The following is a 25,308-nucleotide window of genomic DNA, read 5'->3' on the forward strand; positions in this document are numbered from 1 at the left end:
TACGGTCGCCCTTTCCGATCGGCACGGCGGCCCCAGCACATCGACGGAGACTCATGCAAACCGATTCAAGCTTCACCTTCGTTCTCTTTGGCGGAACCGGCGATCTGTCGATGCGCAAGATCCTGCCGGCACTGTTTGAAGCGCACCGTGCAGGCGGCATGCTCGCGGACAGCGGCAAGATCGTCGCGGTGGCGCGCCATGCGGCGAATCGTGACGAGTACCTGCAGTGGGTGAACGAACACGTCAAACCGCATGTGTCGAAAAAAGCCGTGGACGAAGCGGCATGGACGAGCTTCCTCGCGCGCATCGAGTTCGTGAAGATCGATCTCGGCAACCCGGAAGACTTCGTGCAGTTGCGCGACGCCGTCCAGGACCTGCCCGGGATCCGCGTGTTCTATCTGGCCACGGGCCCGTCGCTGTTCGTGCCGATCTGTCACGCGCTCGCGTCGGTGGGGCTCAACGAGAACGCGCGCATCGTGCTGGAAAAGCCGCTCGGCTACGACCTGAAGTCGTCGAATGCGATCAACGACGCGGTCGGCGAAATCTTCGCCGAAGAACAGATCTACCGGATCGACCACTACCTCGGTAAAGAGCCGGTGCAGAACCTGCTCGCGCTGCGCTTCGGCAATGCGCTGTTCGAGCCGCTGTGGCGCCGCGAGTGGGTCGAGAGCATTCAGATCACGATTGCCGAAGAGCTCGGCGTGGAAGCGCGCGGCGACTTCTACGACAACACCGGCGCGTTGCGCGACATGGTGCAAAACCATTTGCTGCAGTTGCTGTCGATCGTTGCCATGGAGCCGCCTCATTCGATGGATTCGGATTCGGTGCGCGACGAAAAGCTGCGCGTGCTGCGTGCGTTGAAGCCGATCGATCCGCGCGACATCGGCAAGGTCGCGGTGCGTGGCCAGTATCATTCGGGTGTGATCCGCGGCAATTCGGTGCCCGCCTATGCAACCGAGCAAGGCGTGAAGCCGGACAGCTCGACCGAAACCTTCGTTGCACTGAAGGTCGAGATCGAGAACTGGCGTTGGGCCGGCGTGCCGTTTTTCCTGCGCACCGGCAAACGGCTCGCGGATCGCGTCGCCGAGATCGTGGTGAATTTCCGCGCGGTGCCGCATTCGGCGCTGGGTGCATCCGCGCTGCGCGCCGGCGCGAACCGTCTGGTGATCCGCTTGCAGCCGAATGAAAGCATTCGCCTCTACTGTCTCGCGAAGCAACCCGGCGAAGGCATGAACCTCGCGAGCGTGCACCTCGACCTTGCGTTCGACCAGTTCTTCCGCGAAGGGCAGATGGAGGCGTATCAGCGTCTGCTGCTCGACGTGATCAACGGCCGCCTCGCGCTGTTCGTGCGGCGTGACGAACAGGAAGCCGCATGGCGCTGGGTCGAACCGATCCTGAACGAATGGCAGGCCTCGATCAAGCCGCCCAAGCCGTACGCGGCGGGCACGTGGGGACCGGCCGCGGCGAGCGCGATGCTCGCGCAGCACGACACCTGCTGGCTCGAAGAAGAGAATTGATGGACCGCGCAGCGTGATGTTCGATGGAACATGGCGCAGCGCCAGACTAAGACCCACCGACGAACTGAACGGAATGGCGCCGGTATCGCGAAGGCGCCTGCAAGTCATCCCACCTTGCAGGCACCGCGTGAGAGCAGTACGGCAAATTCCGCAGATCTAGCAAAAAAGCAGCACGGAGGAGAAGTGATCGAGCTTCACGCTTTCGACGATCAACGCGCCCAATCCGACGCGTTGGCGAAAGCGGTTGGCGACGCGTTACATGCGTCGCTCGCCGCACAGGCGGCCGCGTCCGTGGCCGGCATGCCCGTAGCCGGTACGCCCGTGGCCGGCACGCCCGTAGCCGGTACGCCTGCAACTAGCGCGCGCCCCGCAATGCTTGCAGTGTCCGGCGGCAGCAGTCCGCGTCCGTTCCTGCAAACGTTGTCCACGCAAGCCTTCGACTGGGCGCGCATTGCCGTGACGCTGGTCGACGACCGCTGGGTGCCGGAGACGGACAGCGCGAGCAATGCGCAACTGGTGCACGCGACGCTGTTGCAGAACGCCGCGCGCAACGCCACGTTCTGGCCGCTGGTCGATACCGGCCAGGATCTGCGCGCGCATGTCGCCGCGCTGAACGCCGACCCGCGCTTTGGCGCGGTGCCCGACGTCGCGATTCTCGGCATGGGCGAAGACGGCCACACCGCATCGATCTTCGCCGACTCGCCCGAATGGGATCACGCGATCACCACCCCCGAGCGCTTCGTCGCCGTGCATCCCGGCAGCGCGCCGCATGCGCGCGTGAGCTGGTCGCTCTGCGCGTTGAAGGAAGTGAAGCACCTGTTTTTGCTGATCGCAGGACCGCGCAAGATGGACGTGCTGAATGCAGCCGCCGCTGCGCTACAAAAAAATGCCATCTCGCAGTTGGCAAACGACAAGGGAGTAAGACTCGATGTCTACTGGTGTGCAAACTAAGGCTGTACCGGGCGCGGGCCAGCACGCCGACGGACCGAGGCTGCTGGCCGACATCGGCGGCACCAATGCGCGTTTCGCACTGGAGACGGGTCCGGGCGAAATCGGCTCGGTGCTGGTCTATCCGTGCGCGAATTATCCGGGCGTCGCCGAAGTCATCAAGAAGTATCTGAAGGACACCAGGATCGGCCGCGTGAATCATGCGGCGATCGCGATTGCGAACCCGGTCGACGGCGATCAGGTGAGCATGACGAATCACGACTGGAGCTTCTCGATCGAAGCGACGCGCCGCGCGCTCGGTTTCGACACGCTGCTGGTGGTGAACGACTTCACCGCGCTGGCGATGGCGCTGCCCGGCCTCACCGACGCGCAGCGCGTGCAGGTGGGCGGCGGCGCGCGCCGGCCGAACAGCGTGATCGGCCTGCTCGGTCCTGGCACCGGCATGGGCGTGTCCGGCCTGATTCCCGCCGACGACCGCTGGATCGCGCTCGGCAGCGAAGGCGGCCACGCCACCTTCGCGCCGGCCGACGAACGTGAAGACATCGTGCTGCAATACGCGCGCAAGAAGTGGTCGCACGTGTCGTTCGAACGCGTGGCCGCGGGCCCCGGCATCGAAGTGATTTACCGTGCGCTGGCGGGCCGCGACAAGAAGCGCGTGGCGGCCAGCGTCGACACGAGCGAAGTCGTCAAGCGCGCGTTGGATGGCGAGCCGCTGGCGGCCGAATCCGTCGATGTGTTCTGCGGCATCCTCGGCACCTTCGCGGGCAATATCGCGGTGACGCTCGGTGCGCTGGGCGGCATCTACATCGGCGGCGGCGTCGTGCCGCGGCTGGGCGAGTTCTTCGCGCGCTCGTCGTTTCGCAAGCGCTTCGAGGCGAAGGGCCGCTTCGAGGCGTATCTGCAGAACGTACCGACGTATGTGATCACCGCTGAATATCCGGCCTTTCTCGGCGTGTCGGCCATTCTCGCCGAGCAGTTGTCGAATCGCGCGGGCGGCAGTTCGTCGGCGGTGTTCGAGCGGATTCGCCAGATGCGCGATGCGTTGACGCCGGCCGAGCGCCGCGTTGCCGATCTCGCGCTGAATCATCCGCGCTCGATCATCAACGATCCGATCGTCGATATCGCGCGCAAGGCCGACGTGAGTCAGCCGACGGTGATCCGCTTTTGCCGCTCGCTCGGCTGCCAGGGTCTGTCGGATTTCAAGCTGAAGCTGGCGACGGGTTTGACCGGCACGATTCCGGTGAGCCACAGCCAGGTGCACCTCGGCGATACCGCGACGGACTTCGGCGCGAAGGTGCTGGACAACACGGTGTCGGCGATTTTGCAGTTGCGCGAGCATCTGAACTTCGATCAGGTCGAGCGCGCGATCGACCTGTTGAACGGCGCACGGCGCATCGAGTTCTACGGGCTCGGCAATTCGAACATCGTCGCGCAAGACGCGCACTACAAGTTCTTCCGCTTCGGCATTCCGACGATTGCGTACGGCGATCTGTATATGCAGGCGGCGTCGGCAGCGCTGCTCGGCAAGGGCGATGTGATCGTGGCCGTCTCCAAGTCGGGCCGCGCGCCCGAGTTGCTGCGCGTGCTGGATGTCGCGATGCAGGCCGGCGCGAAGGTGATTGCGATTACGTCGAGCAATACGCCGCTGGCCAAGCGGGCCACGGTCGCGCTGGAAACCGATCACATTGAAATTCGCGAGTCGCAGTTGTCGATGATTTCGCGGATCCTGCATCTGGTAATGATCGACATTCTCGCTGTCGGTGTGGCCATTCGTCGCGCGGTGCCTGCCGCGGATGTCGCGGAGACGGTCGCTAAGGCGCGCCAGGGCGCCGATGACGACGCGACTGCCGTGCTGGACTGGCTGAGTCACGGGGCGGCTTCGTCGGCTCGCGATTGAGCGATTGAGCTGGTGAGCCGGCCTGCGCCGCGCGATCGAATGTGATCCGCGCGGCGTGGGCCTTCTGCAGCGTTGCCGACCTGCCGCACTGACCCGCGTAGCGGCATGGCCTGCCTGACGACGGCGCCCGCGTGGTAGCGCCGTGCGGACAAAAAGCGATAATAGACGCTCCATCGCTCGAGGCAACCGGCACAACCCAATGATCATCCGCCCGCATCTCCATTGGTTCCGCATGCTGCTCGCGTGGCGGGGTTCGGTCCTTCCGCAGTTGCTCCCGCGGCTCTTCCTGATCTTCTGCATCTCAATCGTCGCCGTGGCCGCCCACGACCACCTGCTGCCGATCTCGGTGAACCTCAACACCACTGCGCCCTTCTCGCTGATCGGCATCGCGCTCGCGGTGTTTCTCGGCTTCCGCAACAACGCCAGTTACGACCGCTGGTGGGAAGCCCGCAAGCTGTGGGGCCAGTTGCTGAACGAGTCGCGCTCGCTCACGCGCCAGGCGCTCACGCTGCCGGCCCGATCGTTGCCGGAAGAAGACGTCGGCGAATTTCTCGCCGCACTCGGCGCGCTTCCTCATGCGCTGCGTCATCAGCTGCGCAAAAGCGACCCGCGCGAAGACCTCGCCGCGCGGCTACCCGCGGCACTTTTCGAGCGCGTCATCGCAGCGCGCTACAAGCCGGCGACCTTGATGCTCTACCTCGGCGAATGGGTGCAGCGCCACGCACGGGCAGGCTCAATCGATCCGATGGCGGTGATCGCCTTCGACCGGAATCTGAATGGACTATCGGATGTGATCGGCGGATGCGAGCGCATCGTCTCGACGCCGCTGCCGTTCGCGTACTCGGTCATGATTCACCGCACGGTGTATTTCTTCTGCGCGTCGTTGCCGTTCGGACTGGTCGACAGCATCGGCATCCTCACGCCGGTGTTCGCGGTGTTCGTCGCGTACACGTTCATGGCGCACGAAGCCATTGCGTCGCAGATCGAAGAGCCCTTCGGCACCGACGACAACGACCTCGCGGTCAACATGATGTCCGCGATGATCGAGGACGCGATGCGCGATCTGCGCGGTGAACCGGCGCTGGCGCGGCCGAGCCCGCAAGCGGAAGATTATCTGTTCGATTGATTGAGCGCGCCGCGCTCGTGGCGCGTTGCTGGTCGCACTTGACGCGCACTCAGTCGTTGCCGACCGTTTCCGACAAACGCTTGAGCGTCGCCACGCGCGCGCCGATGATATCGATGCGGCCAGGCTCGTCGACCACCGGCGTGGTCGCGGCGAGATACCCACTCCACGCCCTTTGCGCGCGCACCAGCGTCGGACGCGCGTGCGCCGGCATCTTCGATTGCAGGCGGCGGTAGTAGCGGCGCAGATCGAACATCGCGTGTTCGCATTGCGCGTCGGCGCTGCACGCGCGCGGACGGCTCGGCGGCGGACTACCGGCGTTGGCTACCGCGCTGCGCAGCACGAGCGCCCGGTCGCGCACCGGCTGCAACTGCATGTCGGCCTCGGCCAGCACGTACATCGAGCCGCGCGTCGTCGCAAACACCGCGGCCAGCAACTGCTTCTCGGCCTCGCGCGAGGCCAGCCAGCTTGCCTGACTCTTTTCCCACAGCTTGCGCCGCGCGGGCGGCAACTTCGGCTGAAGCTGTTGCCACGCGCTGTCCATCGCGGCCTTCCAGCCGATCCGCGCGTTGTCCATGCACTGCACCTGTCCCGTCGTCGTCGACATGTCGCTGCGTGCCAGACACGCGCGCATCGACGCGTCGATCGGATCGGCGGCGGCGACTTCGGCATGCGCCGCCGGAGACGCCGCACCGAGCAGCGCCGCCGACGCCACGGCCAGCGCGCCGAATACGCGCCGCCAGCCAGCGACGTCCAACCGGGACTTCAATCGCCGCATCGTCAGCCGCGAACGCAATCGACGAAGTACTCGATGCGCCCGTTGATCATTTCGCCGACCAGCCCGTGGATGTCCGTGTGGAAACCCGGGAAGCGCTCGTTGAATTCGCGCGCGAAACGCAGGTAGTTGACGATGGTCTTGTTGAAGCGCTCGCCCGGAATCAGCAGCGGAATGCCCGGCGGATACGGCGTCAACAGGATCGACGTGACGCGGCCTTCGAGTTCGTCGATCGGTACCCGGTCGATCTCGCGGTGCGCGAGCTTGGCGAACGCGTCGGACGGCTTCATCGCCGGCTCCATGCTCGACAGGTACATCTCGGTCGTCAGGCGCGCGATGTCGTTCGCGCGGTAGACGCTATGAATCTGCTCACACAGATCGCGCAGGCCGACCCGCTCGTACATCGGATGATGCGAGACGAACTCGGGCAGCACGCGCCACAGCGGCTGGTTGTTATCGTAGTCATCCTTGAACTGCTGCAGCTCGGTGACCATCGAGTTCCAGCGGCCCTTGGTGATGCCGATCGTGAACATGATGAAGAACGAATACAGCCCGGTCTTCTCGACGATGATGCCGTGCTCGGCCAGGTACTTCGTGACGATCGCGGCCGGAATGCCGGACTCACCGAAGCCGCCGTCCATGTCCAGACCCGGCGTGACGATGGTCGCCTTGATCGGGTCGAGCATGTTGAAGCCTTCGGCGAGCGGGCCGAAACCGTGCCACGGATCGTTCGGGCGCAGCATCCAGTCTTCGCGCGAGCCGATGCCTTCCTCGGCGAACTGGTCCGGGCCCCACACCTTGAAGAACCAGTCGTCGCCGTATTCCGCGTCGACCTTGCTCATCGCGCGGCGGAAGTCGAGCGCTTCGGCGATCGACTCTTCAACCAATGCCGTGCCGCCCGGCGCTTCCATCATCGCCGCGGCCACGTCGCACGACGCGATGATCGCGTACTGCGGGCTGGTGGACGTGTGCATCAGGTAGGCTTCGTTAAAGCGATGCTTGTCGAAGCGGCTGTTCTTCGAATCCTGCACGACGATCTGCGAGGCTTGCGAAATGCCGGCCAGCAGTTTGTGCGTGGAGTGCGTCGCGAACACCATCGCGCCGATGCGCGGACGGCCCGCGCCGATCGCGTGCATGTCCTGATAGAACTCGTGGAATTCCGCGTGCGGCAACCAGGCTTCGTCGAAGTGCAGCGTGTCGAGCCAGTCGCCCAGCATCTCCTTGATCATCTCGACGTTGTAGATCACGCCGTCGTACGTGCTCTGCGTGATCGTCAGAATGCGTGGCTTCAGGTTCGGGTTCTTCGCGAGCGCTTCACGCGCGAACGGATTCGCCTCGATCTTCTTGCGGATGTTTTCCGGTTCGAACTCGCTGCGCGGAATCGGGCCGATGATGCCGAAGTTGTTGCGCGTCGGCGTGAGGAACACCGGAATCGCGCCGGTCATCGTGATCGCGTGCAGGATCGACTTGTGGCAGTTGCGGTCCACCAGCACGATGTCGCCCGGCGCGACCGTGCCGTGCCAGACGATCTTGTTCGACGTCGACGTGCCGTTGGTCACGAAGAACACGTGGTCGGCGCTGAAGATGCGCGCGGCGTTGCGCTCGGAGGCCGCCACCGGACCCGTGTGGTCGAGCAACTGGCCGAGTTCGTCGACCGCGTTGCAGACGTCGGCGCGCAGCATGTTCTCGCCGAAGAACTGATGGAACATCTGGCCGAGCGGGCTCTTCAGGAACGCGACGCCGCCCGAGTGTCCCGGGCAGTGCCACGAGTACGAGCCTTCGTCCGCGTACTGCACCAGTTCCTTGAAGAACGGCGGCGCGAGCGAATCCAGATACACCTTGGTCTCGCGGATGATGTGGCGCGCGACGAACTCCGGCGTGTCCTCGAACATGTGGATGAAGCCGTGCAGCTCGCGCAGGATGTCGTTCGGCAAGTGGCGCGAGGTGCGCGTTTCGCCGTACAGGAAGATCGGGATGTCCGCGTTGCGGCGGCGCACTTCGTTCACGAACGCGCGCAACGCGACGATCGCGGCCGCCAGCTCCGGCGTCTCGCCTTCCACCACCACGTTATCGACATACGGCAGCAGTTCGTCGTCGTCGATCGACAGGATGAAGCACGAGGCGCGGCTCGACTGCTGCGCGAACGAGGTCAGATCGCCGTAGCTCGTCAACCCGAGCACTTCCGCGCCTTCTTTCTCGATCGCTTCGGCCAAAGCCCGGATGCCGGAACCCGAGATGTTCTCGGAGCGGAAATCTTCGTCGATGATGACGACGGGAAAACGAAACTTCATGGACGATTCTCCAAAAAGAACGACCGCTGCACTCTGAACATTGCAGCGGTCACCCTGTGTATCCGGTGGGTCAGTGCGCTGCCGACGTCACGTCTTGGGCAACGTGACGCCGTGCTGACCTTGATATTTGCCGCCGCGATCCGCGTACGACGTTTCACAAATCTCGTCGCTTTCGAAAAACAGCACCTGGGCGACGCCTTCGTTCGCGTAAATTTTCGCAGGCAAAGGTGTCGTATTCGAGAATTCGAGCGTGACGTGCCCTTCCCATTCCGGCTCGAACGGCGTCACGTTGACGATGATCCCGCAACGCGCGTACGTCGACTTGCCCAGACACACGGTCAGCACGCTGCGCGGAATGCGGAAATACTCGACCGTGCGCGCGAGCGCGAACGAATTCGGCGGGATGATGCAGACGTCGCCCTTGAAGTCGACAAACGACTTCTCGTCGAAGTTCTTCGGATCGACGATGGTCGAGTTGATGTTCGTGAAGATCTTGAATTCGTCGGCGCAGCGGATGTCGTAGCCATAGCTCGACGTGCCGTAGCTGACAATCTTCCGGCCGTCTTCGGAGACGCGAACCTGATCGGGCGCAAACGGCTCGATCATGTTGTGCGACTTGGCCATGCGCCGGATCCACTTGTCGGATTTGATGGTCATAGGTGAACGCTGCTCGACGTGAATGACAGGTGTGTGACGGATAACAACCCGGCGGTGCCGGGCAACTTCGGGTAATCGGGGCGCTGACTTCGCAGTGCCTTCGGCCAGCGGCCCTCGCGGCACGCCGCTGCAACGGGCCATGCCGCGACCTCGGGCCGGGCGTTCGACTGCGGGTTCCTGCCGGCCCCCCAACGGAAGGCGCTTATTTTACGCGATCACGAGAATGCTGCCGCAGGCGACATTGGAAGCGCTCGCAACGAGCGTCGAACGAGGACTTCGAACCCGGCGCGTGCGCCGCTCACTGGCGAATCACGCCGCATGCGATCGCGGGGCCCGCGCCATGCTGCGGATAGGCGTACGGATCGGTCGCGTCATGATGCAGCACCACCGCGCGCTGCAACACCGAGCGGATCCCGTCGAGCGAAACGTCCGGCGCGACGATGAAGCCGGTGGCCACGCCGTTCGCGTCCGCATGAATGTTGGCGAGATCGCCTTCGGCCCGCGCGCCCGCTTTCAGACGTTCGGCTGCCGGCGAGAAGACCTGGCCCGCGCTGGAGCCGTCGGCGGCGTTGCAGTCGCCCCGCTCATGGATTTGCAGCGCGTGGTCGCTATTGGGTGGCAAGCCCGCGAGATTGTAGGTGACCTGCACGCCGTCCGAGCGCTCGATAAACGTCACGAGGCCGCGCGCCTGATTGCCCACGGTGGGCAGCAACTGCGCGTCGGCGCGCTTTTCCTGTGGTCTCAGGAACGCGCTGCAGCCGCTTAACAGCACGCAGCTGGCAGTCAGGACGATGAACGCATGCACCGCCTGCCCGTCGATTCGTTTTCCCATGCGATCCTCTTGCCGGCCTGGCGGCCGCCCCTGCGGCCGCCGAGCCGAACCTGTGAAGTCGACATGATACCGCGAGACCAGGCGCAAACAGACGCCTTGGCCCCTTGTCCGAACGGCCGCTCAGGTGTTCTGCACGACGATGGTGGGAAACTTCGACGTCATGTCGCGAGCCCGCTCGGCGATATGGATCGCCACCTTGCGCGCGATCGACCGGTAGATCTCCGCGATACGCCCATTCGGGTCCGCCACGACGGTGGGATTGCCCGAGTCGGCCTGCTCGCGGATCGCGATGTCGAGCGGCAGGCTGCCGAGCACATCGACGCCGTACTCCTTGCCCATCCGCTCGCCGCCGCCGGCGCCGAAAATATGTTCTGCATGGCCGCAGTTCGAGCAGATGTGCATGCCCATGTTCTCGACGATGCCGAGGATCGGAATGCCAACCTTCTCGAACATCTTGAGCCCCTTCTTCGCGTCGAGCAGCGCGATATCCTGCGGCGTCGTGACGATCACCGCGCCCGTCACCGGCACGCGCTGCGACAAGGTCAGCTGAATGTCGCCGGTGCCCGGCGGCATGTCGACGATCAGGTAGTCGAGGTCCTGCCAGTTGGTCTGGCGCAGCAGCTGTTCGAGCGCGGAGGTGGCCATCGGGCCGCGCCACACCATCGGGTTGTCCTGTTCGATCAGGAAGCCGATCGAGTTGGCCTGCAGGCCGTGGCCGGTCATCGGGTTCATCGACTTGTCGTCGGGCGACTCGGGACGGCCGACGATGCCAAGCATCATCGGCAGCGACGGGCCGTAGATGTCCGCGTCGAGCACGCCGACCGACGCGCCTTCACTCGCCAGCGCGAGCGCCAGGTTGACGGCGGTCGTGCTCTTGCCGACGCCGCCCTTGCCCGATGCCACCGCTACGATATTCTTGACGTTTGGCAGGAGTTTCACGCCGCGCTGCACGGTATGCGCGGCGATTTGCTGCGACACCTCGACACGCGCGTTCGCGACGCCCGGCACCGCTCGCAGCGCGTCGGCGAACTGCGTGCGGATCGCTTCGAACTGGCGCATGGCCGGATAGCCGAGCACCACCTGGAGGCTAACGGTGTCACCCTCCACGGCCACGTTCTTGATGTTCCTGGCGGCCGCGTACGGCAAGCCGGTGTTGGGGTCAGTGACGGCTGCGAGGGCAGCGTCGACCAAAGCCCGATCGATACTCATTGACACTCCGTGGGGAACACGTCCGGTGCGGTGGATTCGAAGTTTCGGCCACGCGCCGGAATTTGAAAGAAATTGTTAGGCAGGATTGCGAAAACCAGGCGTGCCGGGCACCCTTCGGGCAGGCGGAGCGCCATGGGGTCGCATCACTGCGTGCTTCAGCCATTATTGTAGTGTCTGGCGCCGTGCGCTGCCGGAAGACCCTTCTTCGCTGTCGGACCGGAGCGGAGAAGGGCGTAGGATTTCCCTATTTCGTGTGCTCTGCTGCACTGCTGTAGTGCAGGTCTGATTAGATAGATTGATCGCTATCCGTTGGTTTATTCGCTTCACTGGAAGAGGAATCGAAAATGAATGCAAAAAACATGACTCGCCTGGCCGTCTTTGCCGTTGCCGGCTCCTTGCTGGCAGGCTGCGCCACTCAACAGGGCACTAACACCGCCGTCGGCACGGGCGTGGGCGCCGGCACCGGCGCGGCGCTGGGCGCGATCTTCGGCGGCGGCAAGGGCGCGGCGATCGGCGCGGGCGTCGGCGCGGCGGTGGGCGGCATCACCGGCTACAACTGGCAAAACATTCGCAACCACATGTCGGGCGCCACCAAGGGCACCGGCACGCAGATCACCGAGCAGCCGGACGGCTCGCTCAAGCTGAACATTCCGAGCTCGGTCACGTTCGACACCAGCAGCTACGCGATCAAGCCGTCGTTCGCACCGGTGCTGGACGAGTTGGCGAAAACCCTGCAGGAGAATCCCGAAGTGATCGCCCAAGTGGTCGGCCACACCGACAGCACGGGCTCGCAGGCCTACAACCAGACGCTGTCGGTCAATCGCGCGGAGAGCGTGACGGGCTTCCTGGCGCAACGCGGCATCGCGCCGCAACGCCTGTCGGCACAAGGCATGGGCCCGAACCAGCCGATCGCCGACAACAACACTGAAGCCGGCCGTGCGGCAAACCGTCGGGTGGAAATCTATCTGCGCGCCACGGCCCAGCACGCAACGCAATAAGCACAAGGCTTCAGGGGAGTGACGCAGGCGGTCGCCGGGGTTTCACCACCGGCGACCGGCTCGACGTAAAAAGCGGAGGAAAGAAAAACTCGCACGAGGACGAAAAAATTTCGAACTCTGCCGAAAATTCGTGGTCTCTCTTTACGGTACGTGGCTGGCGAAGCCGCCGCGTCACCATTCTCCTCTTGTCGTTGTTGCTCCGGGGTTTAATCACCCCGGTTTTTTTTGGGCGCCCGGTTTTCGCGCTGTTCTCGCACCCTCGCGCTTCGCGACAACCCGGCTGCGCGCCCACGCGGCCCACCCCGCGCCGGGCGCCCGCCCTGCTAGAATCAACCTTTCGTCCCACCGCAGGCTCCCACCATCCTTATGTCAGCACCCGCAACCGATCTCTCCGCAGGCGCGGCGTCAGGCCGTCGCCAGATTCTCGTCACGTCGGCCCTTCCGTATGCGAACGGGCAAATCCATATTGGCCACCTGGTCGAATATATCCAGACGGACATCTGGGTCCGGACGTTGCGAATGCACGGGCACGAGGTCTACTACGTGGGCGCCGACGACACGCACGGCACGCCGGTCATGCTGCGCGCGGAAAAAGAAGGTCTCACGCCGAAGCAGCTGATCGACCGCGTCTGGCAGGAACACAAGCGCGATTTCGACAGCTTCGGGATTTCGTTCGACAACTACTACTCGACCGATTCCGAAGAGAACCGCGTTCTCAGCGAAAACGTCTATCTGGCGCTCAATGAAGCGGGCCTGATCGAGGCGCGCGAGATCGAACAGGCGTATGACCCGGTCAAGGAAATGTTCCTGCCGGACCGGTTCATCAAGGGCGAATGCCCGAAATGCGGCGCGAAAGACCAGTACGGCGACAGCTGCGAAGTATGCGGTTCGACCTATCTGCCCACCGAACTGGTCAATCCGTACTCGGTCGTCTCGGGCGCCACGCCGATTCGCAAGACCTCGACGCACTACTTTTTCCGCCTGTCCGATCCGCGCTGCGAGAATTTCCTGCGCGCGTGGGTGGGCGGCCTGGCGCAGCCGGAAGCCACCAACAAGATGCGCGAGTGGCTCGGCGACGCGGGCGAAGCCAAGCTCGCCGACTGGGACATTTCGCGCGACGCGCCCTATTTCGGCTTCGAAATCCCGGGCGCGCCGGGCAAATATTTCTACGTGTGGCTGGATGCGCCGGTCGGCTACTACGCGAGCTTCAAGAACCTCGCCGAACAGCGCGGCCTCGACTTCGACGCGTGGGTTCACCCGGGCTCGAAGGCCGAGCAGTATCACTTCATCGGCAAGGACATCCTGTATTTCCATACGCTGTTCTGGCCGGCCATGCTCGAATTCTCGGGCCACCGCACGCCGACCAACGTGTTCGCGCACGGCTTTTTGACCGTGGACGGCGCGAAGATGTCGAAGTCGCGCGGCACCTTCATCACCGCGCAAAGCGTGATCGACACCGGCCTGAATCCAGAATGGCTGCGCTACTACTTCGCGGCCAAGCTGAACAGTACGATGGAAGACCTCGACCTGAACCTCGACGACTTCCAGGCGCGCGTGAACAGCGATCTGGTCGGCAAGTACGTGAACATCGCGAGCCGCGCGGCGGGTTTCCTGATCAAGCGCTTCGACGGCTGCGTGCAGGACAGCGCGATGCAACATCCGCTGCTCGCCACGCTGCGCGCCGCCGTGCCGCAGATCGCCGCGAACTACGAAGCCCGCGAGTACAACCGCGCGCTGCGTCACACCATGGAACTGGCCGACGCGGTCAACGCGTACGTCGACACCGCCAAGCCGTGGGATCAGGCGAAAGACCCGGCGAACGCGGTCGCGCTGCATGAAACCTGCAGTGTGAGCATCGAGGCGTTCCGCCTGCTGTCGCTGGCGCTCAAGCCGGTGCTGCCGAAGCTGGCCGAAGCGGTCGAAGCGTTCCTCGGCGTCGAACCGCTGCTTTGGGCCGACGCCAACGTGCCGCTGAGCTCCAGCCGCCCGATCAACGCGTACAAGCACTTGATGACGCGTGTCGATCCGAAGCAGATCGAAGCGCTGCTCGCGGCCAATCGCGATTCGCTGCAAGCTACGCCGGAAGCGGCGGCGCCGGCCGACGCGAAGACCAGGTCGAAGGCCGCAAAAGCTGCCGCTGCTGACAAGGACGAAACCCCCGGCGTGATCTCGATCGACGACTTCGCGAAGATCGATTTGCGCATTGCGAAGATCGTCGACTGCAAGGCGGTGGAAGGCTCGGACAAGCTGCTGCAACTCACGCTCGACGTCGGCGAGGAGACAACCCGCAACGTGTTCTCCGGCATCAAGTCGGCGTATCAGCCGGAGCAGCTGGTCGGCAAGCTGACGGTAATGGTCGCGAACCTCGCGCCGCGCAAGATGAAGTTCGGCATGTCCGAAGGGATGGTGCTGGCCGCATCGGCGACCGACGAGAAAGCCGAACCGGGCCTGTACGTGCTCGAACCGGACAGCGGCGCGAAGCCGGGTATGCGCGTGAAGTAACGCGAACGCGCGTGGCGTCGCTCGCAGCGTCTTGCGCTGCGGGCCCGCACAAAAAAACGGCACGCTTTGAACGGCGTGCCGTTTTTTTTGGGGCGCGTGTTTTCGCTAAGGGGACCATGCAGGCGCCCGCATCCGGCGCATCACCACTTGATCCGGTCGAAGCGCCGCGTGTACAGCACATCGGCCCCGTAGAACGTGCCGCCGTAGGCCACGAGCGACCAGTAGCGCGTCAGGTTGATGGTCGCCTTGATCGCGTTGCTCGCCGACTGCAACCCTTGCTCGTAGCCGATCACGAGCCACTCGTTGATCGCCTTCGACACCATCACCACCTGCGGATCGGTCAGCCCGACCTCGCTTCGGCCGATCGAAAACTCGTCGAGTCCGACGGTCTGCGCGATCCGCTGGCCGGTCGCGCTGCCGAGCAGCGCGAGCGCCGTCGTCATCGTGCTTTGCTGGCCAAGGTTGTTGCCCTGATCCGTGCCGTGACCGAACAGCAGCCACGAGAGCTTTTCGTTATCCGGCACGTTCGGCTCCGACACCAGCCTCGCCACCGGCAACTGAACCGTGCCGGTCACCTGCACGCCCGCCTCGACCTGCTGGTTGCGGCGCATTGCCAGAATGTTGATGCCGGGATTGGCCACCGGGCCGTTGAACGTGAAGTAGCCGTTTTCGATAGTCAGCTTGCGGCCGAACGCGGTGTAGGTCGACCCCGGCGTGACACGCACGTTGCCGACCGCGCGCAGCGGCGTGTTCGGCGCGCTCGTCGCGGTGATCGTGCCGGTCAGGCCGAGATCGGCGCCCTGTCCGCGGAAGCGAAAATTATTGCCGAGGCTGATGTCGATATTGGCACGCGGCGCGAACGCTCCGACCGGCTGGTTGCCGCCCGCCACCGGCCGTGGCCGCCCGCCCGACGTGGTGCCGTCCGGGCGCACGATCACCACGTCGTCGCCGAGCCTCGGCGCGGCCTGCTCCGGCAGATCGAACAACGCGTGATCGACCACGAATTTGCCGTTGATCGCCATCCCGCGCTGCTCGCCGCCGTTCGACACGCTCGCGCTGCCCGACAGCGACAGATTGCGATCCGGCGACGCGAATAGTTCGAGCTTGTCCGCGACGATGCTCGCGGTCAGATCCGGCTCCGTGCCGTCCAGACGCACGCGCCCTTTGGCGCTCAGCGTGCCGCTCGCGCCATGAAACTCGACCTGCTGGAAGTCCACCAGATTCTGCGACAGCGCGATATGCACCACGCCGTCCTTCAACTGCACGCCCTGGTCGACCATCGTCGCGGACAGACCGTCGCCGACCAGCGAGCCGGTCAAGCCCGGCTTGGCGACCGTGCCGCCGAGCGCGAGTTTGAGCGCGAGATGCCCGTCGAGCAGATAGCTCGGACCGAACAGCCCGCCGGTCGTTCTCAGCGACGGCACATTGGCGTTCACGCTGCCGGACAACGCGCCCTCCTCGTTGAAAGTCAGCAGGCCGTCGCGCATCACCAGCGTGGTATGCGCGTCGGCGTCGATCACGCCGAGCCGGCTGGCCTGCGCGTGCAGCGTCGCGTTGAGCCGGTTGCCGCCGCTGAATTCGGCGCGCGCGCTGATATCGGCGATACCCATCGACGCAAGCCCGCGTCCAATTTCAACCGTGACGTCGCCGCCGCGCCGCCGCAACTGGATGTGGCCGCTCGCCGTCGCGCCGAGCGAGAAGTCCCAGTCGCCGTCGAACACCAGATCGGTTTTGACGTGCGGCGGTTCGCCGGTGATCTCGTGCCGCAACTCCTGCAAACGCGTGAGTGAAATGTCAGTCAAGCTGCCGGTCGACTGGATCCTGCCGTGATCGAACGCGAACGATTTCAGGCTCAGCACCGCGCCTTCGAGCGTCAGCCGTGTCGCGCCGAGCGTCAGCCGGCTCGGCGCGGCGCTCACGGCGAGCGGCGCTTCGAGATTCAACGCCGGCGTGCCGCGGTTCTGCAAGCGCGTCACGGTGCCGTCCCAGCGCGTGCCGTCGCGCGCTTCGGTCAGCTTGCCGTTGGCGGCGAGCGTCAGATCGAGCGGACGGTCTTGCAGCTTGCCGGTGGCCGCAGCCTCCAGCGTGTGATTGGCGCGCGTGCCGGACAGGCGCGCCGTGAGCGTCGCCAGATCGACGCCGCCCGCGCTGAGATTGCGCGCGTCGGTGGTGAAGGCGAGCGCGCAGTTCGCGCCGTCGCGCAGTTCGGCGTGGCCTTCCGCATGGCCGACATGGTTGCTGCCGAACACCACACTGTCGGCCTTGTAGCTCAGCACGACGTTCGGGTGCGCGAACGAGCCGGTGACATCACCATCAGCGGCGATCAAGCCCGCGAGGCCGAAACCGAGCCGCTCGAGTTGCGGCGCATCGACGCGAAACCGCAGCCGGTCGCCGCTCGCGCCGAAGCTGCCCTGCAAATCCACCTGATTGCCCACCACCGACAGATTCGCGCGGCTCGGCAGAATCCGCGAGCCGGCCACCTGGATCGTGCCGCCGCCGGTCAGCGGCAGGTTGTCGTAGACGCTCGGGCCCAGCTTGAATTCGGCCTTGGTGGTGAAGACCGGGCCGAGCATGCCGGCCGCGATGAGCGTGCCGTTTACACGCGCTTCGATTTTGCGGGCGGCAGGCGCGGCGCGTGCGGCGCCACGCGCCGGCGGCGTTTTGCGCTCGATCACCTCGGTCTGCACCGCGGCTTTGGCGGTGTTTTTCGCGATCGCGGCGGCCTGATCGCCCGGTGCCGCGCTTTTCGCGCCGGCGGTGCTGCCCGCCTGGGCCACGGTCTGCGCGGCCTGGCCGGTCCGCGCGCGCTGCGCGCTGTTCGACGCGGGCGCCGGCCCAGCCACCGGCGTGCGCGACGGCATCTGCGAAGCCAGCGTCAACGGGTCGAAATCGGTCAGTTGCGCTTTCAGGTTGTAGGTGGAATTGGCGTCGTGCTTGAGCGCGCCGGACAGATCGATGCGGCCGCGGCCCGACGTGATGCGCACGTCGTTGAAGCTCATCCGGGCGGGATCGAACGTCACCTTGCCTTGCGCGCGCAGCGCCGCGGGCGGGTCGGCGAGGTCGAGCGTGAGGCTCTGGATGTCGTCGTTCAAGCGGATGCCGATGGAGCCGGACAGCTGCGTGGGCCGCACCGTCGCTTGCAGCGCGTTCAGGTCGAGTCCCGCGACGCGCAGATCGAACTGGCCGCGCCGGCCTGTCAACGCGCCGCCGCCGGTGATCGTCGCGTTTCTCACGATCCGCACGTTCAGGTTCGAGATGTGCTGTGCCTGGGCGTCGAGCCGCACGTCGGCGTTGGCGTCGATCAGCGGCAGCAGGTTCTGGTCGATCGCACCGGGTTTGGCGTTGACGATCGACACGTGTCCGGCGACCGCGAAGGCTGCGGCGGTTTTTCCAGCGGCGCCGGGAGTGGCGCCGTGTTTGGCGTGGCCGGCGACGGAAGGCTGCGCGACGCTGGCCCCCAACTCGACCGCCCCCGTCCCCTCCTGCCCGACCGGCTGCAACTCCGCGCGCACGGCCAGATCGGCCAGCGGCGCGCCGGGCGCGAAAGCCTGCGGATTGACGTGATCGAAGGTCAGCGTCGCGCGCTGCAAGGGCACGGCGGCGAACGGCGTGGCCTCGACCCGCGCATGGCCGGCGAGCTTCATGCCGGTGGCATCGAGTTCGGCGACAAGCTCCTCGAGCGAGCCGCTCAGATGGCCGCCCACCTCGACCGCCTCGTTGTTGACCTTGCCCGCATAGCCGACCTCGCCGGTGAGCGGAAACGGCCGCATGCCGTCGAGCCTGGCCGATGCGGTCACCGCGCCGAACGGCGTATCGAGCCGCTCGATCGCGGCCTCGTGATGACGTCCGTCGCTGCGTCCATGAAAAGCGAAGCGCGACAGCTCGGTGGTCGACGCGCCCTGGTGCAGCAACAGTTTGTTGACCTGAACGTCGCGGACCTCGAGCTGCATCGGCAAGCGCAGGTCTTGCGGCAGCTTCAGCGGTTCGCTGCTGCTCGACGCCGACGCGCCGATCCGCGCGTCGATCGTGCCGACGTGCAGATAGTCGATCGTGAAGCGCCACGGCTCGCGTGCGAGCGCCCAGCGGCCCGCGACGCGGTCGATCTGGATATCGGTGCCGCTGCCGTCGAGACTGCGCCAGCGCACGTGCCGCAGTTGCACGCCGTTGGCGAGCGTGCCGCTCTCCAGCGTGCCGCCCAGCCTGCCGCCCAGCAGCCTGACCGCCGCCTGCCACGCATAGGCGGTGCCGCGCTCGGTGGTCAGCGTGCCGTACAGCAGGCCGACCGCCAACGCGAGCAGCAGCACCAGCACGATTACCGTCGAGACCAATGCCTTCAGCAGCACGCGGCCGAGCCGGCGCCTGGGGCGCGGCGCTTCGGGCGGCGGCTGTCCGGGCGGATTGGCGCCGGGCGGCTGCACGGGAGGTTGGTCGGCGACGTCCGTGGTCATGCGCGGATCAGGTAAAAGCAGGTGTTCATCAGAAGGCGATGCCCAGCGTCAGATAGGGCCGCACGCTGTTGTTGCGGATGCCGTAAGCGATATCGACATTGACCGGACCGACCGGGCTGCGCCAGCGCGCTCCCACGCCGACGCCGGGGAAGAAAACTTTTTCGCCCCAGGTATCGGTGGCGGTGCCGATGTCGAAGAACGCGGCCGCGCCCCAATTGTGCGAGAACCAGTGCTGGTACTCGGCCGCCGCCGTCACGAGATATTTGGTGGGCAGCACCGAACCGGCGACGTCGTTACCGATGCTCTGGAAGCCATAGCCTCGCACCGAGTTCGAACCGCCCGCGCGGAACAGCAGCGAAGCCGGCACACCGCTCGAATTGCCGCTCGTGAACACGCCGCCAAGTTCGGCACGGATCAGCACGATGTCGTCCCTGCCGATCGGCAGGTACTGCTGGCCGCGCGCGTAGCCGCGGATGAAGGTCTGGTCGGTCAGCACGCCCTTGATCGCGAAGCCCGCCTCGACGTGGACCAGGTTGCCCCTGCGCGGGAACAGCGGATCGTCGGTATCGCGCCGGGTCCACGACCATCCCGGCACCAGCGCGTGGGCCGTGGTCGGCGGCGCCGCATTCTGGTCGAGCCGGTCCTGGTAGTACAGCAGCGAGTAGTTGTAGTCGAGGAACTGCGAGGTACGAGAGCGCTGCACGCCGCCGCGAATGCTGTAGATGCGCGTGTCCGAAACGTCGGTGGTGGTGTAGGACGCCAACACGCTATTGGTCCACGCGCGCGGCCCCGGCGGCATCGACAGCTGGATTTGCCCGTATTGCTGGGTCTTGTCGGCGCGGCCCTCGACGGTGAACGGCCACGCCGCGCCGAACGTGTTCAGATACGTGTACGAGCCCTGCACCAACGGGCCGTTGTCGGTCGAGTAGCCCACCCCGCCGCGGAAACCGTGGTACGGAAACTCCGAGACCTTCACGTGGATCGGCGTGTCGATCGGCTTGGCCGGGTCGTTGTCCAGGTCGATCGCGACGCTCGCGAAATACGGCGTGTTCTGCAACTGCCGCTGCAATTCGGCGACGCGGCGCGTGTCGTAGATATCGCCGGGCGAAATCGGATTGACGTTGTGGACGATCCGTTCCGGATAACGCCGCGTGCCCGATACGTCGAGCTGGCCCATCGTGAAGGTCGGCCCGCTTTCGTAGGTGACCGACAGTTCCGCCTCATGCGTGCGCGGATCGATCCGCGCCTCGGAGTGATAGATCTTCGCGGCCAGGTAGCGGCGCGACTGCAAGACTCTCAGCGACGCGTTCTTCGCGTCGTCCCAGCCGCCCTGTGAGAACGGGTCGCCCTCGTGCAGCGAAAACGCGAAGCGCGTGGCGTTTTCCTGCTCCAGGTCTTCGGTGAGCACCGCGCCGCGAAACGACAACGAAACCGACGTGACGATGGTTTGCGGGCCGGGATCGACGCTCACCGTGACGCGTCTCGTATCGTCGACGGTGCGCACGTCGGTGCGCACGACCGCCGTGAAATAGCCCTGCGTCGCGGCCAGGTCGCGCACCTGCTGCGGAGTGGCGGTGATCAGGAACGCGAACTGGTCGTCGCTGATGTCGGGGCGTTTGGCGAAGCGGGCAATATCCAGATGCTGTTCGAGCAGCTTGCGCAGCGAACGCGGCGTGGCGATGATGTCAACCTTGTAGCTGGCCGACGCGCGCGCGGCGTGTGCGTCGCCGGCAGCCAGCGTCAGCATGACGATCCCGAACGCGAGCCATGCGCGCAGCCAGTGCCGCACAGGCGTCAGACGTCCACGCCCCGAACCGGCATTGCCGCGCCGCAGACGCGGCTTGTCGATCGCACATCCCGCCAAACAGGACCTCCGAGCCGTGGTTGATGAATTCTTTCGCCCGGGCGCGCGGCGGCGGCCGGGGCATGCTATTTGACCACATCGGCGGGGGCCGCGAGATCTCTAAAAAGCCGCTGTCGCCGTTTTTCGACCGCGCGCGGCGCATGCGGTAAAATTCCGGAACAACGGCGCTGCGCCCCAGGTCCCTGCCGGGCAACCGCCACCTCACCCACCACGGACGTCGAGCCATGTATCAATCGGACATCACCCAGTTCCTGAACCAGCTCAAGCAACAGAAGCCCAATCTGGAAGCCGAGCAACGCCGCGGCCGCGCGCTGCTGTGGGACAAACAGCCGATCGATCTGGAAGAGCGCGCCGAGCAGCGAGCCTCGCGCGTAGAACAGACGCCTTACTCGTACTATCAAAATTTCTAAGCGCGTGAGTCACGCCGACGAGGTACACGGCCCGGCGCCGGCCCCCGCCGACGCCGCGCTTGCTGCGCCCGCCACCGATTCGACACCCGACACCGTCGACGGCATTGCGTTTGCACGCCTGTACGGCGAACCGCTCTTCAAGCTGCCGACGGATCTGTACATTCCGCCAGACGCGCTCGAGGTGTTTCTCGAAACGTTCGAAGGACCGCTGGATCTGCTGCTGTATCTGATCCGCAAGCAGAACTTCAACGTGCTCGACATCCCGATGGCGGACGTCACCGTGCAATACCTCGGTTACGTCGACCAGTTGCGCCAGACCAATCTCGAACTCGCGTCCGAATATCTGCTGATGGCCGCGATGCTGATCGAGATCAAGTCGCGCATGCTGCTGCCGGTGAAGAAGGCCGACAGCGGCGAAGAAGCCGAAGATCCGCGCGCCGAACTGGTGCGCCGCCTGCTCGAATACGAGCAGATGAAGCTCGCCGCGCAGCGCATCGACCAGTTGCCGCAACTCGGGCGCGACTTCCTGCGCGCCGAGGTCTACATCGAGCAAAGCATCACGCCGCGCTTTCCCGATGTGAACAGCGAAGACCTGCGCGCCGCGTGGGCCGACGTGATCAAGCGCGCCAAGCTGGTCCAGCATCACAAGATTTCGCGCGAGGAGCTGTCGGTGCGCGAGCATATGAGCTCGATCCTGCGGCAACTGCAAAACGCGCGCTTCATCGAGTTCTCCGACCTGTTCGACACGAGCAAGGGCGTGCCGGTCGTGGTGGTCAATTTCATCGCCGTGCTCGAACTGTGCCGCGAGTCGCTCGTCGAAATCACCCAGGCCGAGCCGTTCGCACCGATCTATGTGCGCCTCGCCTATTTGCCGGCCTGAGGCCGTCGACAGCGCACGCGCCGACGCGACGGCGGGCGCCGCGCGGGGTGGCCGCACGAGTTGCCTCGTTTCGGTGCACCCCGCGCGCAAATCCACTACAATCCCGCGCTCCAAACCCGTCATCGCAAATGAGGCGGCGGCCCGCGCGCTTCCCTGAAGTCTTGCGCCAACCGAGTCGCGCGCCGCGCGAGGAAATCCCTGTCCGATCATGAAAGTCATCAGCTCGATCCATGAATTGCGCGACCAGTTGCGCGGCCAGAATCGCACGGCCTTTGTGCCGACCATGGGCAACCTGCACGAGGGTCATCTGTCACTGATGCGCCTCGCGCGCCAGCACGGCGACCCGGTGGTGGCGAGCATTTTCGTCAACCGTCTGCAGTTCGGTCCGAACGAGGATTTCGACAAATACCCGCGCACGCTCGAAGCCGACATCGACAAGCTGCAAAAGGAAGGCGTCTACGTGCTGTTCGCGCCGACCGAAAAGGATCTGTATCCGGAGCCGCAGGAGTACCGCGTGCATCCGCCGCACGATCTGGGCGACATCCTCGAAGGCGAATTCCGGCCGGGTTTCTTCCAAGGCGTGTGCACCGTGGTGATGAAGCTGATGTCGTGCGTGCAGCCGCGCGTCGCGGTGTTCGGCAAGAAGGATTACCAGCAGCTGATGATCGTGCGCAGCATGTGCCACCAGTTCGCGGTGCCGACCGACATCATCGCCGCCGAAACCGTGCGTGACGCCGACGGCCTCGCGCTCAGCTCGCGCAACCGCTATCTGCAGCCCGCCGAGCGCGCCGAGGCGCCGATGCTCGCCGCCGAGCTCAATCGCGTGCGCGACGCGGTGTTGTCCGGCGAGCGCGACTTCGCAAAACTCGAACAGGCGGCCATGGCGGCGTTGGCCGCGCGCGGCTGGCAGCCCGACTACATCGCGGTGCGCAAGCGCTCGAACCTGCTGCCGCCCGGCGCGCAGGACGCGAATGCGCAACTGGTCGTACTGGCCGCCGCCAAACTCGGCGCGACCCGTCTGATCGACAACCTCGAAATCTGAAGCCGCAACCGAAGCCGCAACTGAAGCCCTACAGGATTGGTCATGCAACGCAACATGCTGAAGTCGAAGATTCACCGCGTCGCGGTCACGCACTGCGAGCTGCACTATGAAGGCTCGTGCGCGATCGACGAAGATTTGCTGGAAGCAGCCAACATCGTCGAAAACGAACGGATCGACATCTGGAACATCAATAACGGCGAGCGCTTCTCGACCTACGCGATCAAGGGCGAACGCGGCAGCGGCATGATTTCGCTGAACGGCTCGGCTGCGCGGCGCGCGCAGCTGGGCGATCTGGTGATCATCGCGGCGTTCGCGGTGGTCGATGAAGCGGAGCTGAAGGCGGGCTGGAAGCCGGACCTGGTGTTCGTCGACGACCACAACCGGATCAAGGGCAGCCGCGATCACGTGCCGACGCAGAACTGCACCTGAGCGGTCCTGCCGTTCGTTTTTTTTGTTGGCTTTGCACGCTCGCTCTACAGGCGCTTTACGCGTTCAATGACACGCTCGCGGTGCGTTGTTCACGCGCTCGCCGCGCAAGCGCCCTCCTGGCGGGCGGCCACAGCCGTCTGCCGTCCCCGCCTCAAGCCTTGTCGCCAGCCCCGTTCGTCCATTCGACGATCGGCTGCCACTGCTCCAGATCCTTCTCCACGCGGCTTTTCGCGACGTCCCACAAGGTCAGGCCGTGGGCCGCCAGTTGCACGTAGTTCTGCGTGTCGCGCAGATAGCCCAGCACCGGCAGCTTCAATCCCTCGACAAAGCGATGCAGCTGCTCCGCCGAGCGCGTGCGCGCATCGACGCGCATACCGACCACGCCGATTTCGATCGCGCCTTTCCTGACCGCTTTTTCCTTCGCCAGCCGTTCGAGAAATTCCTGGGTGGCGAGAATATCGAACAGCGACGGCTGGAGTGGCACGATCACCTTGTCGGCCAGATCCAGCGCGATGCTCAGACGATTGCCGTGCAGCCCGGCCGGCGTATCGACGACCGCATGCTCCAGGCCCCTGGGCGGTTTGGCCGGCGAGTCCGGGCTGACTTCCCAGCTTTCGATGGCCGGCAGCGTGTCGGGCCGCAGCGCCAGCCACGCGTGCGCGGAGTGCTGCTTGTCCAGGTCCGCCAGCGCGACCCATTCGCCAGCTGCGGCGAAATAGCCGGCCAGATTGGTCGAAAGCGTGCTCTTGCCCACGCCGCCCTTCGGATTCGCCACCACGATCACCGTCATGAATTCTCCCGCAAAGAAGGCTGGGCGCCGCCAGCCGGTTTGCCGCGCTATTACTGTGAGTTGCGCCGGCGGGTTCCGATCCGTACTTTTTCGGGATCACCCGTCGATCCAGCCGTTGATAATATCGACAAATGCACCGCGGCGAAGCCCCCGACGGCTAATCGGCCGCTCCACCCTGCTGTTTTTTTTCAATCAAGGACCGAATCTCATGAGCGAACTGCGCCCGGAATACTCCATCGAACGCCTCCACGAACGCCAGCAGGGCAAGCTGCCGGGCTTGCTGGGCGTGCATGTGCTGTCGCTGGAACAAGGCGTTCTGACCGCGGAATTGACCGTGCGCGGCGAATTGCTCGCGCCGAACGGCTTTTTGCACGCCGCCACTGTGATCGGTCTCGCCGATACCGCCTGTGGCTATGCGTGCCTTGCGCATCTGCCGGAGACGGCGCGCAATTTCACGACCATCGAGCTGAAAAGCAATTTTCTCGGCACGGCGACCGAAGGCACGATCCGCGCGGTCGCCAAGAGTGTGCATCTGGGGCGCAGCACGCAGGTGTGGGACGCCACCGTCACCGACCCGAACGGCAAGACGATGGCCCTGTTTCGCTGCACGCAGATGGTGTTGTATTGAGCGGATGGGGCGCGGGGCGGGGCGGCGGACTGCGGGCTCGCATGGCCAATTTTTGTTTTCCATTCAAT

Annotated in this window: 20 protein-coding genes; 12 read left to right on the plus strand and 8 right to left on the minus strand. The window is 65.1% G+C overall.

Features of this window, described 5'->3' with window-relative positions; genetic code table 11:
- Positions 1–53: 53 nt before the first annotated feature.
- The 4 genes from zwf to HV744_RS15800 all read left to right on the plus strand — a co-directional run bounded on the left by zwf (position 54) and on the right by HV744_RS15800 (position 5,488).
- A complete protein-coding gene (gene zwf / locus HV744_RS15785; protein WP_175150413.1) occupies positions 54–1,517 on the plus strand; it encodes a glucose-6-phosphate dehydrogenase in 1,464 nt (487 codons plus the stop codon).
- A gap of 183 nt (positions 1,518–1,700) precedes the next feature.
- Entirely contained in the window at positions 1,701–2,468 is a 768-nt protein-coding gene (gene pgl, locus HV744_RS15790; RefSeq protein ID WP_175150414.1) for a 6-phosphogluconolactonase, read from the plus strand.
- Positions 2,446–4,362 carry a bifunctional transcriptional regulator/glucokinase gene (locus tag HV744_RS15795; protein WP_175150415.1) on the plus strand — a complete coding sequence of 639 codons (1,917 nt, stop codon included), beginning with the start codon at positions 2,446–2,448 and terminating at the stop codon, positions 4,360–4,362. The genes pgl and HV744_RS15795 overlap by 23 nt, the downstream gene beginning before the upstream one ends.
- A gap of 199 nt (positions 4,363–4,561) precedes the next feature.
- Entirely contained in the window at positions 4,562–5,488 is a 927-nt protein-coding gene (locus HV744_RS15800; RefSeq protein WP_175150416.1) for a bestrophin family protein, read from the plus strand.
- A gap of 49 nt (positions 5,489–5,537) precedes the next feature.
- On the opposite strand, the gene HV744_RS15805 is transcribed toward HV744_RS15800, so the two are convergent.
- The 5 genes from HV744_RS15805 to apbC form a co-directional block, all read right to left on the minus strand.
- The gene (locus tag HV744_RS15805; RefSeq protein WP_175150417.1) at positions 5,538–6,263 is read right to left on the minus strand and encodes a lysozyme inhibitor LprI family protein; all 726 of its coding nucleotides are present in this window, start codon (positions 6,261–6,263) and stop codon (positions 5,538–5,540) included.
- 2 nt (positions 6,264–6,265) lie between these two features.
- Positions 6,266–8,551 carry an arginine/lysine/ornithine decarboxylase gene (locus HV744_RS15810; RefSeq protein ID WP_175150418.1) on the minus strand — a complete coding sequence of 762 codons (2,286 nt, stop codon included), beginning with the start codon at positions 8,549–8,551 and terminating at the stop codon, positions 6,266–6,268.
- An 87-nt stretch (positions 8,552–8,638) separates the two neighbouring features.
- Complete coding sequence (dcd, locus tag HV744_RS15815) at positions 8,639–9,208, minus strand: dCTP deaminase (RefSeq protein WP_175150419.1); 570 nt, start codon at positions 9,206–9,208, stop codon at positions 8,639–8,641.
- A gap of 298 nt (positions 9,209–9,506) precedes the next feature.
- The gene (locus HV744_RS15820) at positions 9,507–10,040 is read right to left on the minus strand and encodes a superoxide dismutase family protein (protein WP_175150420.1); all 534 of its coding nucleotides are present in this window, start codon (positions 10,038–10,040) and stop codon (positions 9,507–9,509) included.
- A 120-nt stretch (positions 10,041–10,160) separates the two neighbouring features.
- Positions 10,161–11,249, minus strand: coding sequence for an iron-sulfur cluster carrier protein ApbC (gene apbC / locus HV744_RS15825; RefSeq protein WP_175150421.1), 1,089 nt, complete (start codon positions 11,247–11,249; stop codon positions 10,161–10,163).
- A 344-nt stretch (positions 11,250–11,593) separates the two neighbouring features.
- Here apbC and HV744_RS15830 point away from each other — a divergent pair, with 344 nt between their 5' ends.
- Both HV744_RS15830 and metG read left to right on the plus strand, forming a co-directional pair.
- Positions 11,594–12,247 carry a YiaD family glycine zipper/OmpA-like lipoprotein gene (locus HV744_RS15830; RefSeq protein ID WP_175150422.1) on the plus strand — a complete coding sequence of 218 codons (654 nt, stop codon included), beginning with the start codon at positions 11,594–11,596 and terminating at the stop codon, positions 12,245–12,247.
- Positions 12,248–12,613: 366 nt separating this feature from the next.
- Positions 12,614–14,749, plus strand: coding sequence for a methionine--tRNA ligase (gene metG / locus HV744_RS15835; RefSeq protein WP_175150423.1), 2,136 nt, complete (start codon positions 12,614–12,616; stop codon positions 14,747–14,749).
- 140 nt (positions 14,750–14,889) lie between these two features.
- Here the strand turns inward: metG and HV744_RS15840 are convergent, their stop codons facing one another.
- Positions 14,890–19,197, minus strand: coding sequence for a translocation/assembly module TamB domain-containing protein (locus HV744_RS15840; protein WP_175150424.1), 4,308 nt, complete (start codon positions 19,195–19,197; stop codon positions 14,890–14,892).
- A gap of 28 nt (positions 19,198–19,225) precedes the next feature.
- Positions 19,226–21,061 carry an autotransporter assembly complex protein TamA gene (locus HV744_RS15845; protein WP_175150425.1) on the minus strand — a complete coding sequence of 612 codons (1,836 nt, stop codon included), beginning with the start codon at positions 21,059–21,061 and terminating at the stop codon, positions 19,226–19,228.
- A gap of 23 nt (positions 21,062–21,084) precedes the next feature.
- Between HV744_RS15845 and HV744_RS38005 the strand changes: the two genes are divergently transcribed.
- From HV744_RS38005 to panD, 5 genes are all read left to right on the plus strand, one after another.
- On the plus strand, positions 21,085–21,210 hold the full coding sequence (locus HV744_RS38005) for a hypothetical protein (protein ID WP_281363649.1): 126 nt from the start codon (positions 21,085–21,087) through the stop codon (positions 21,208–21,210).
- Positions 21,211–21,285: 75 nt separating this feature from the next.
- On the plus strand, positions 21,286–21,471 hold the full coding sequence (locus tag HV744_RS15850) for a DUF3460 family protein (RefSeq protein WP_175150426.1): 186 nt from the start codon (positions 21,286–21,288) through the stop codon (positions 21,469–21,471).
- 4 nt (positions 21,472–21,475) lie between these two features.
- Positions 21,476–22,351 carry a segregation and condensation protein A gene (locus HV744_RS15855; RefSeq protein ID WP_175150427.1) on the plus strand — a complete coding sequence of 292 codons (876 nt, stop codon included), beginning with the start codon at positions 21,476–21,478 and terminating at the stop codon, positions 22,349–22,351.
- A gap of 208 nt (positions 22,352–22,559) precedes the next feature.
- The gene (panC, locus tag HV744_RS15860; protein ID WP_175150428.1) at positions 22,560–23,393 is read left to right on the plus strand and encodes a pantoate--beta-alanine ligase; all 834 of its coding nucleotides are present in this window, start codon (positions 22,560–22,562) and stop codon (positions 23,391–23,393) included.
- A gap of 42 nt (positions 23,394–23,435) precedes the next feature.
- Positions 23,436–23,822: an aspartate 1-decarboxylase gene (gene panD, locus HV744_RS15865; RefSeq protein WP_175150429.1), complete on the plus strand. Its 387-nt coding sequence runs from the start codon at positions 23,436–23,438 to the stop codon at positions 23,820–23,822.
- 151 nt (positions 23,823–23,973) lie between these two features.
- Here the strand turns inward: panD and HV744_RS15870 are convergent, their stop codons facing one another.
- Entirely contained in the window at positions 23,974–24,612 is a 639-nt protein-coding gene (locus tag HV744_RS15870; protein ID WP_175150430.1) for a ParA family protein, read from the minus strand.
- Between the two features lie 208 nt (positions 24,613–24,820).
- Here HV744_RS15870 and HV744_RS15875 point away from each other — a divergent pair, with 208 nt between their 5' ends.
- The gene (locus HV744_RS15875) at positions 24,821–25,240 is read left to right on the plus strand and encodes a PaaI family thioesterase (RefSeq protein ID WP_175150431.1); all 420 of its coding nucleotides are present in this window, start codon (positions 24,821–24,823) and stop codon (positions 25,238–25,240) included.
- Positions 25,241–25,308: the final 68 nt, after the last annotated feature.

The sequence above is a fragment of the Paraburkholderia ultramafica genome (assembly GCF_902859915.1).
In the GTDB taxonomy this organism is placed as follows: Bacteria; Pseudomonadota; Gammaproteobacteria; order Burkholderiales; family Burkholderiaceae; genus Paraburkholderia; species Paraburkholderia ultramafica.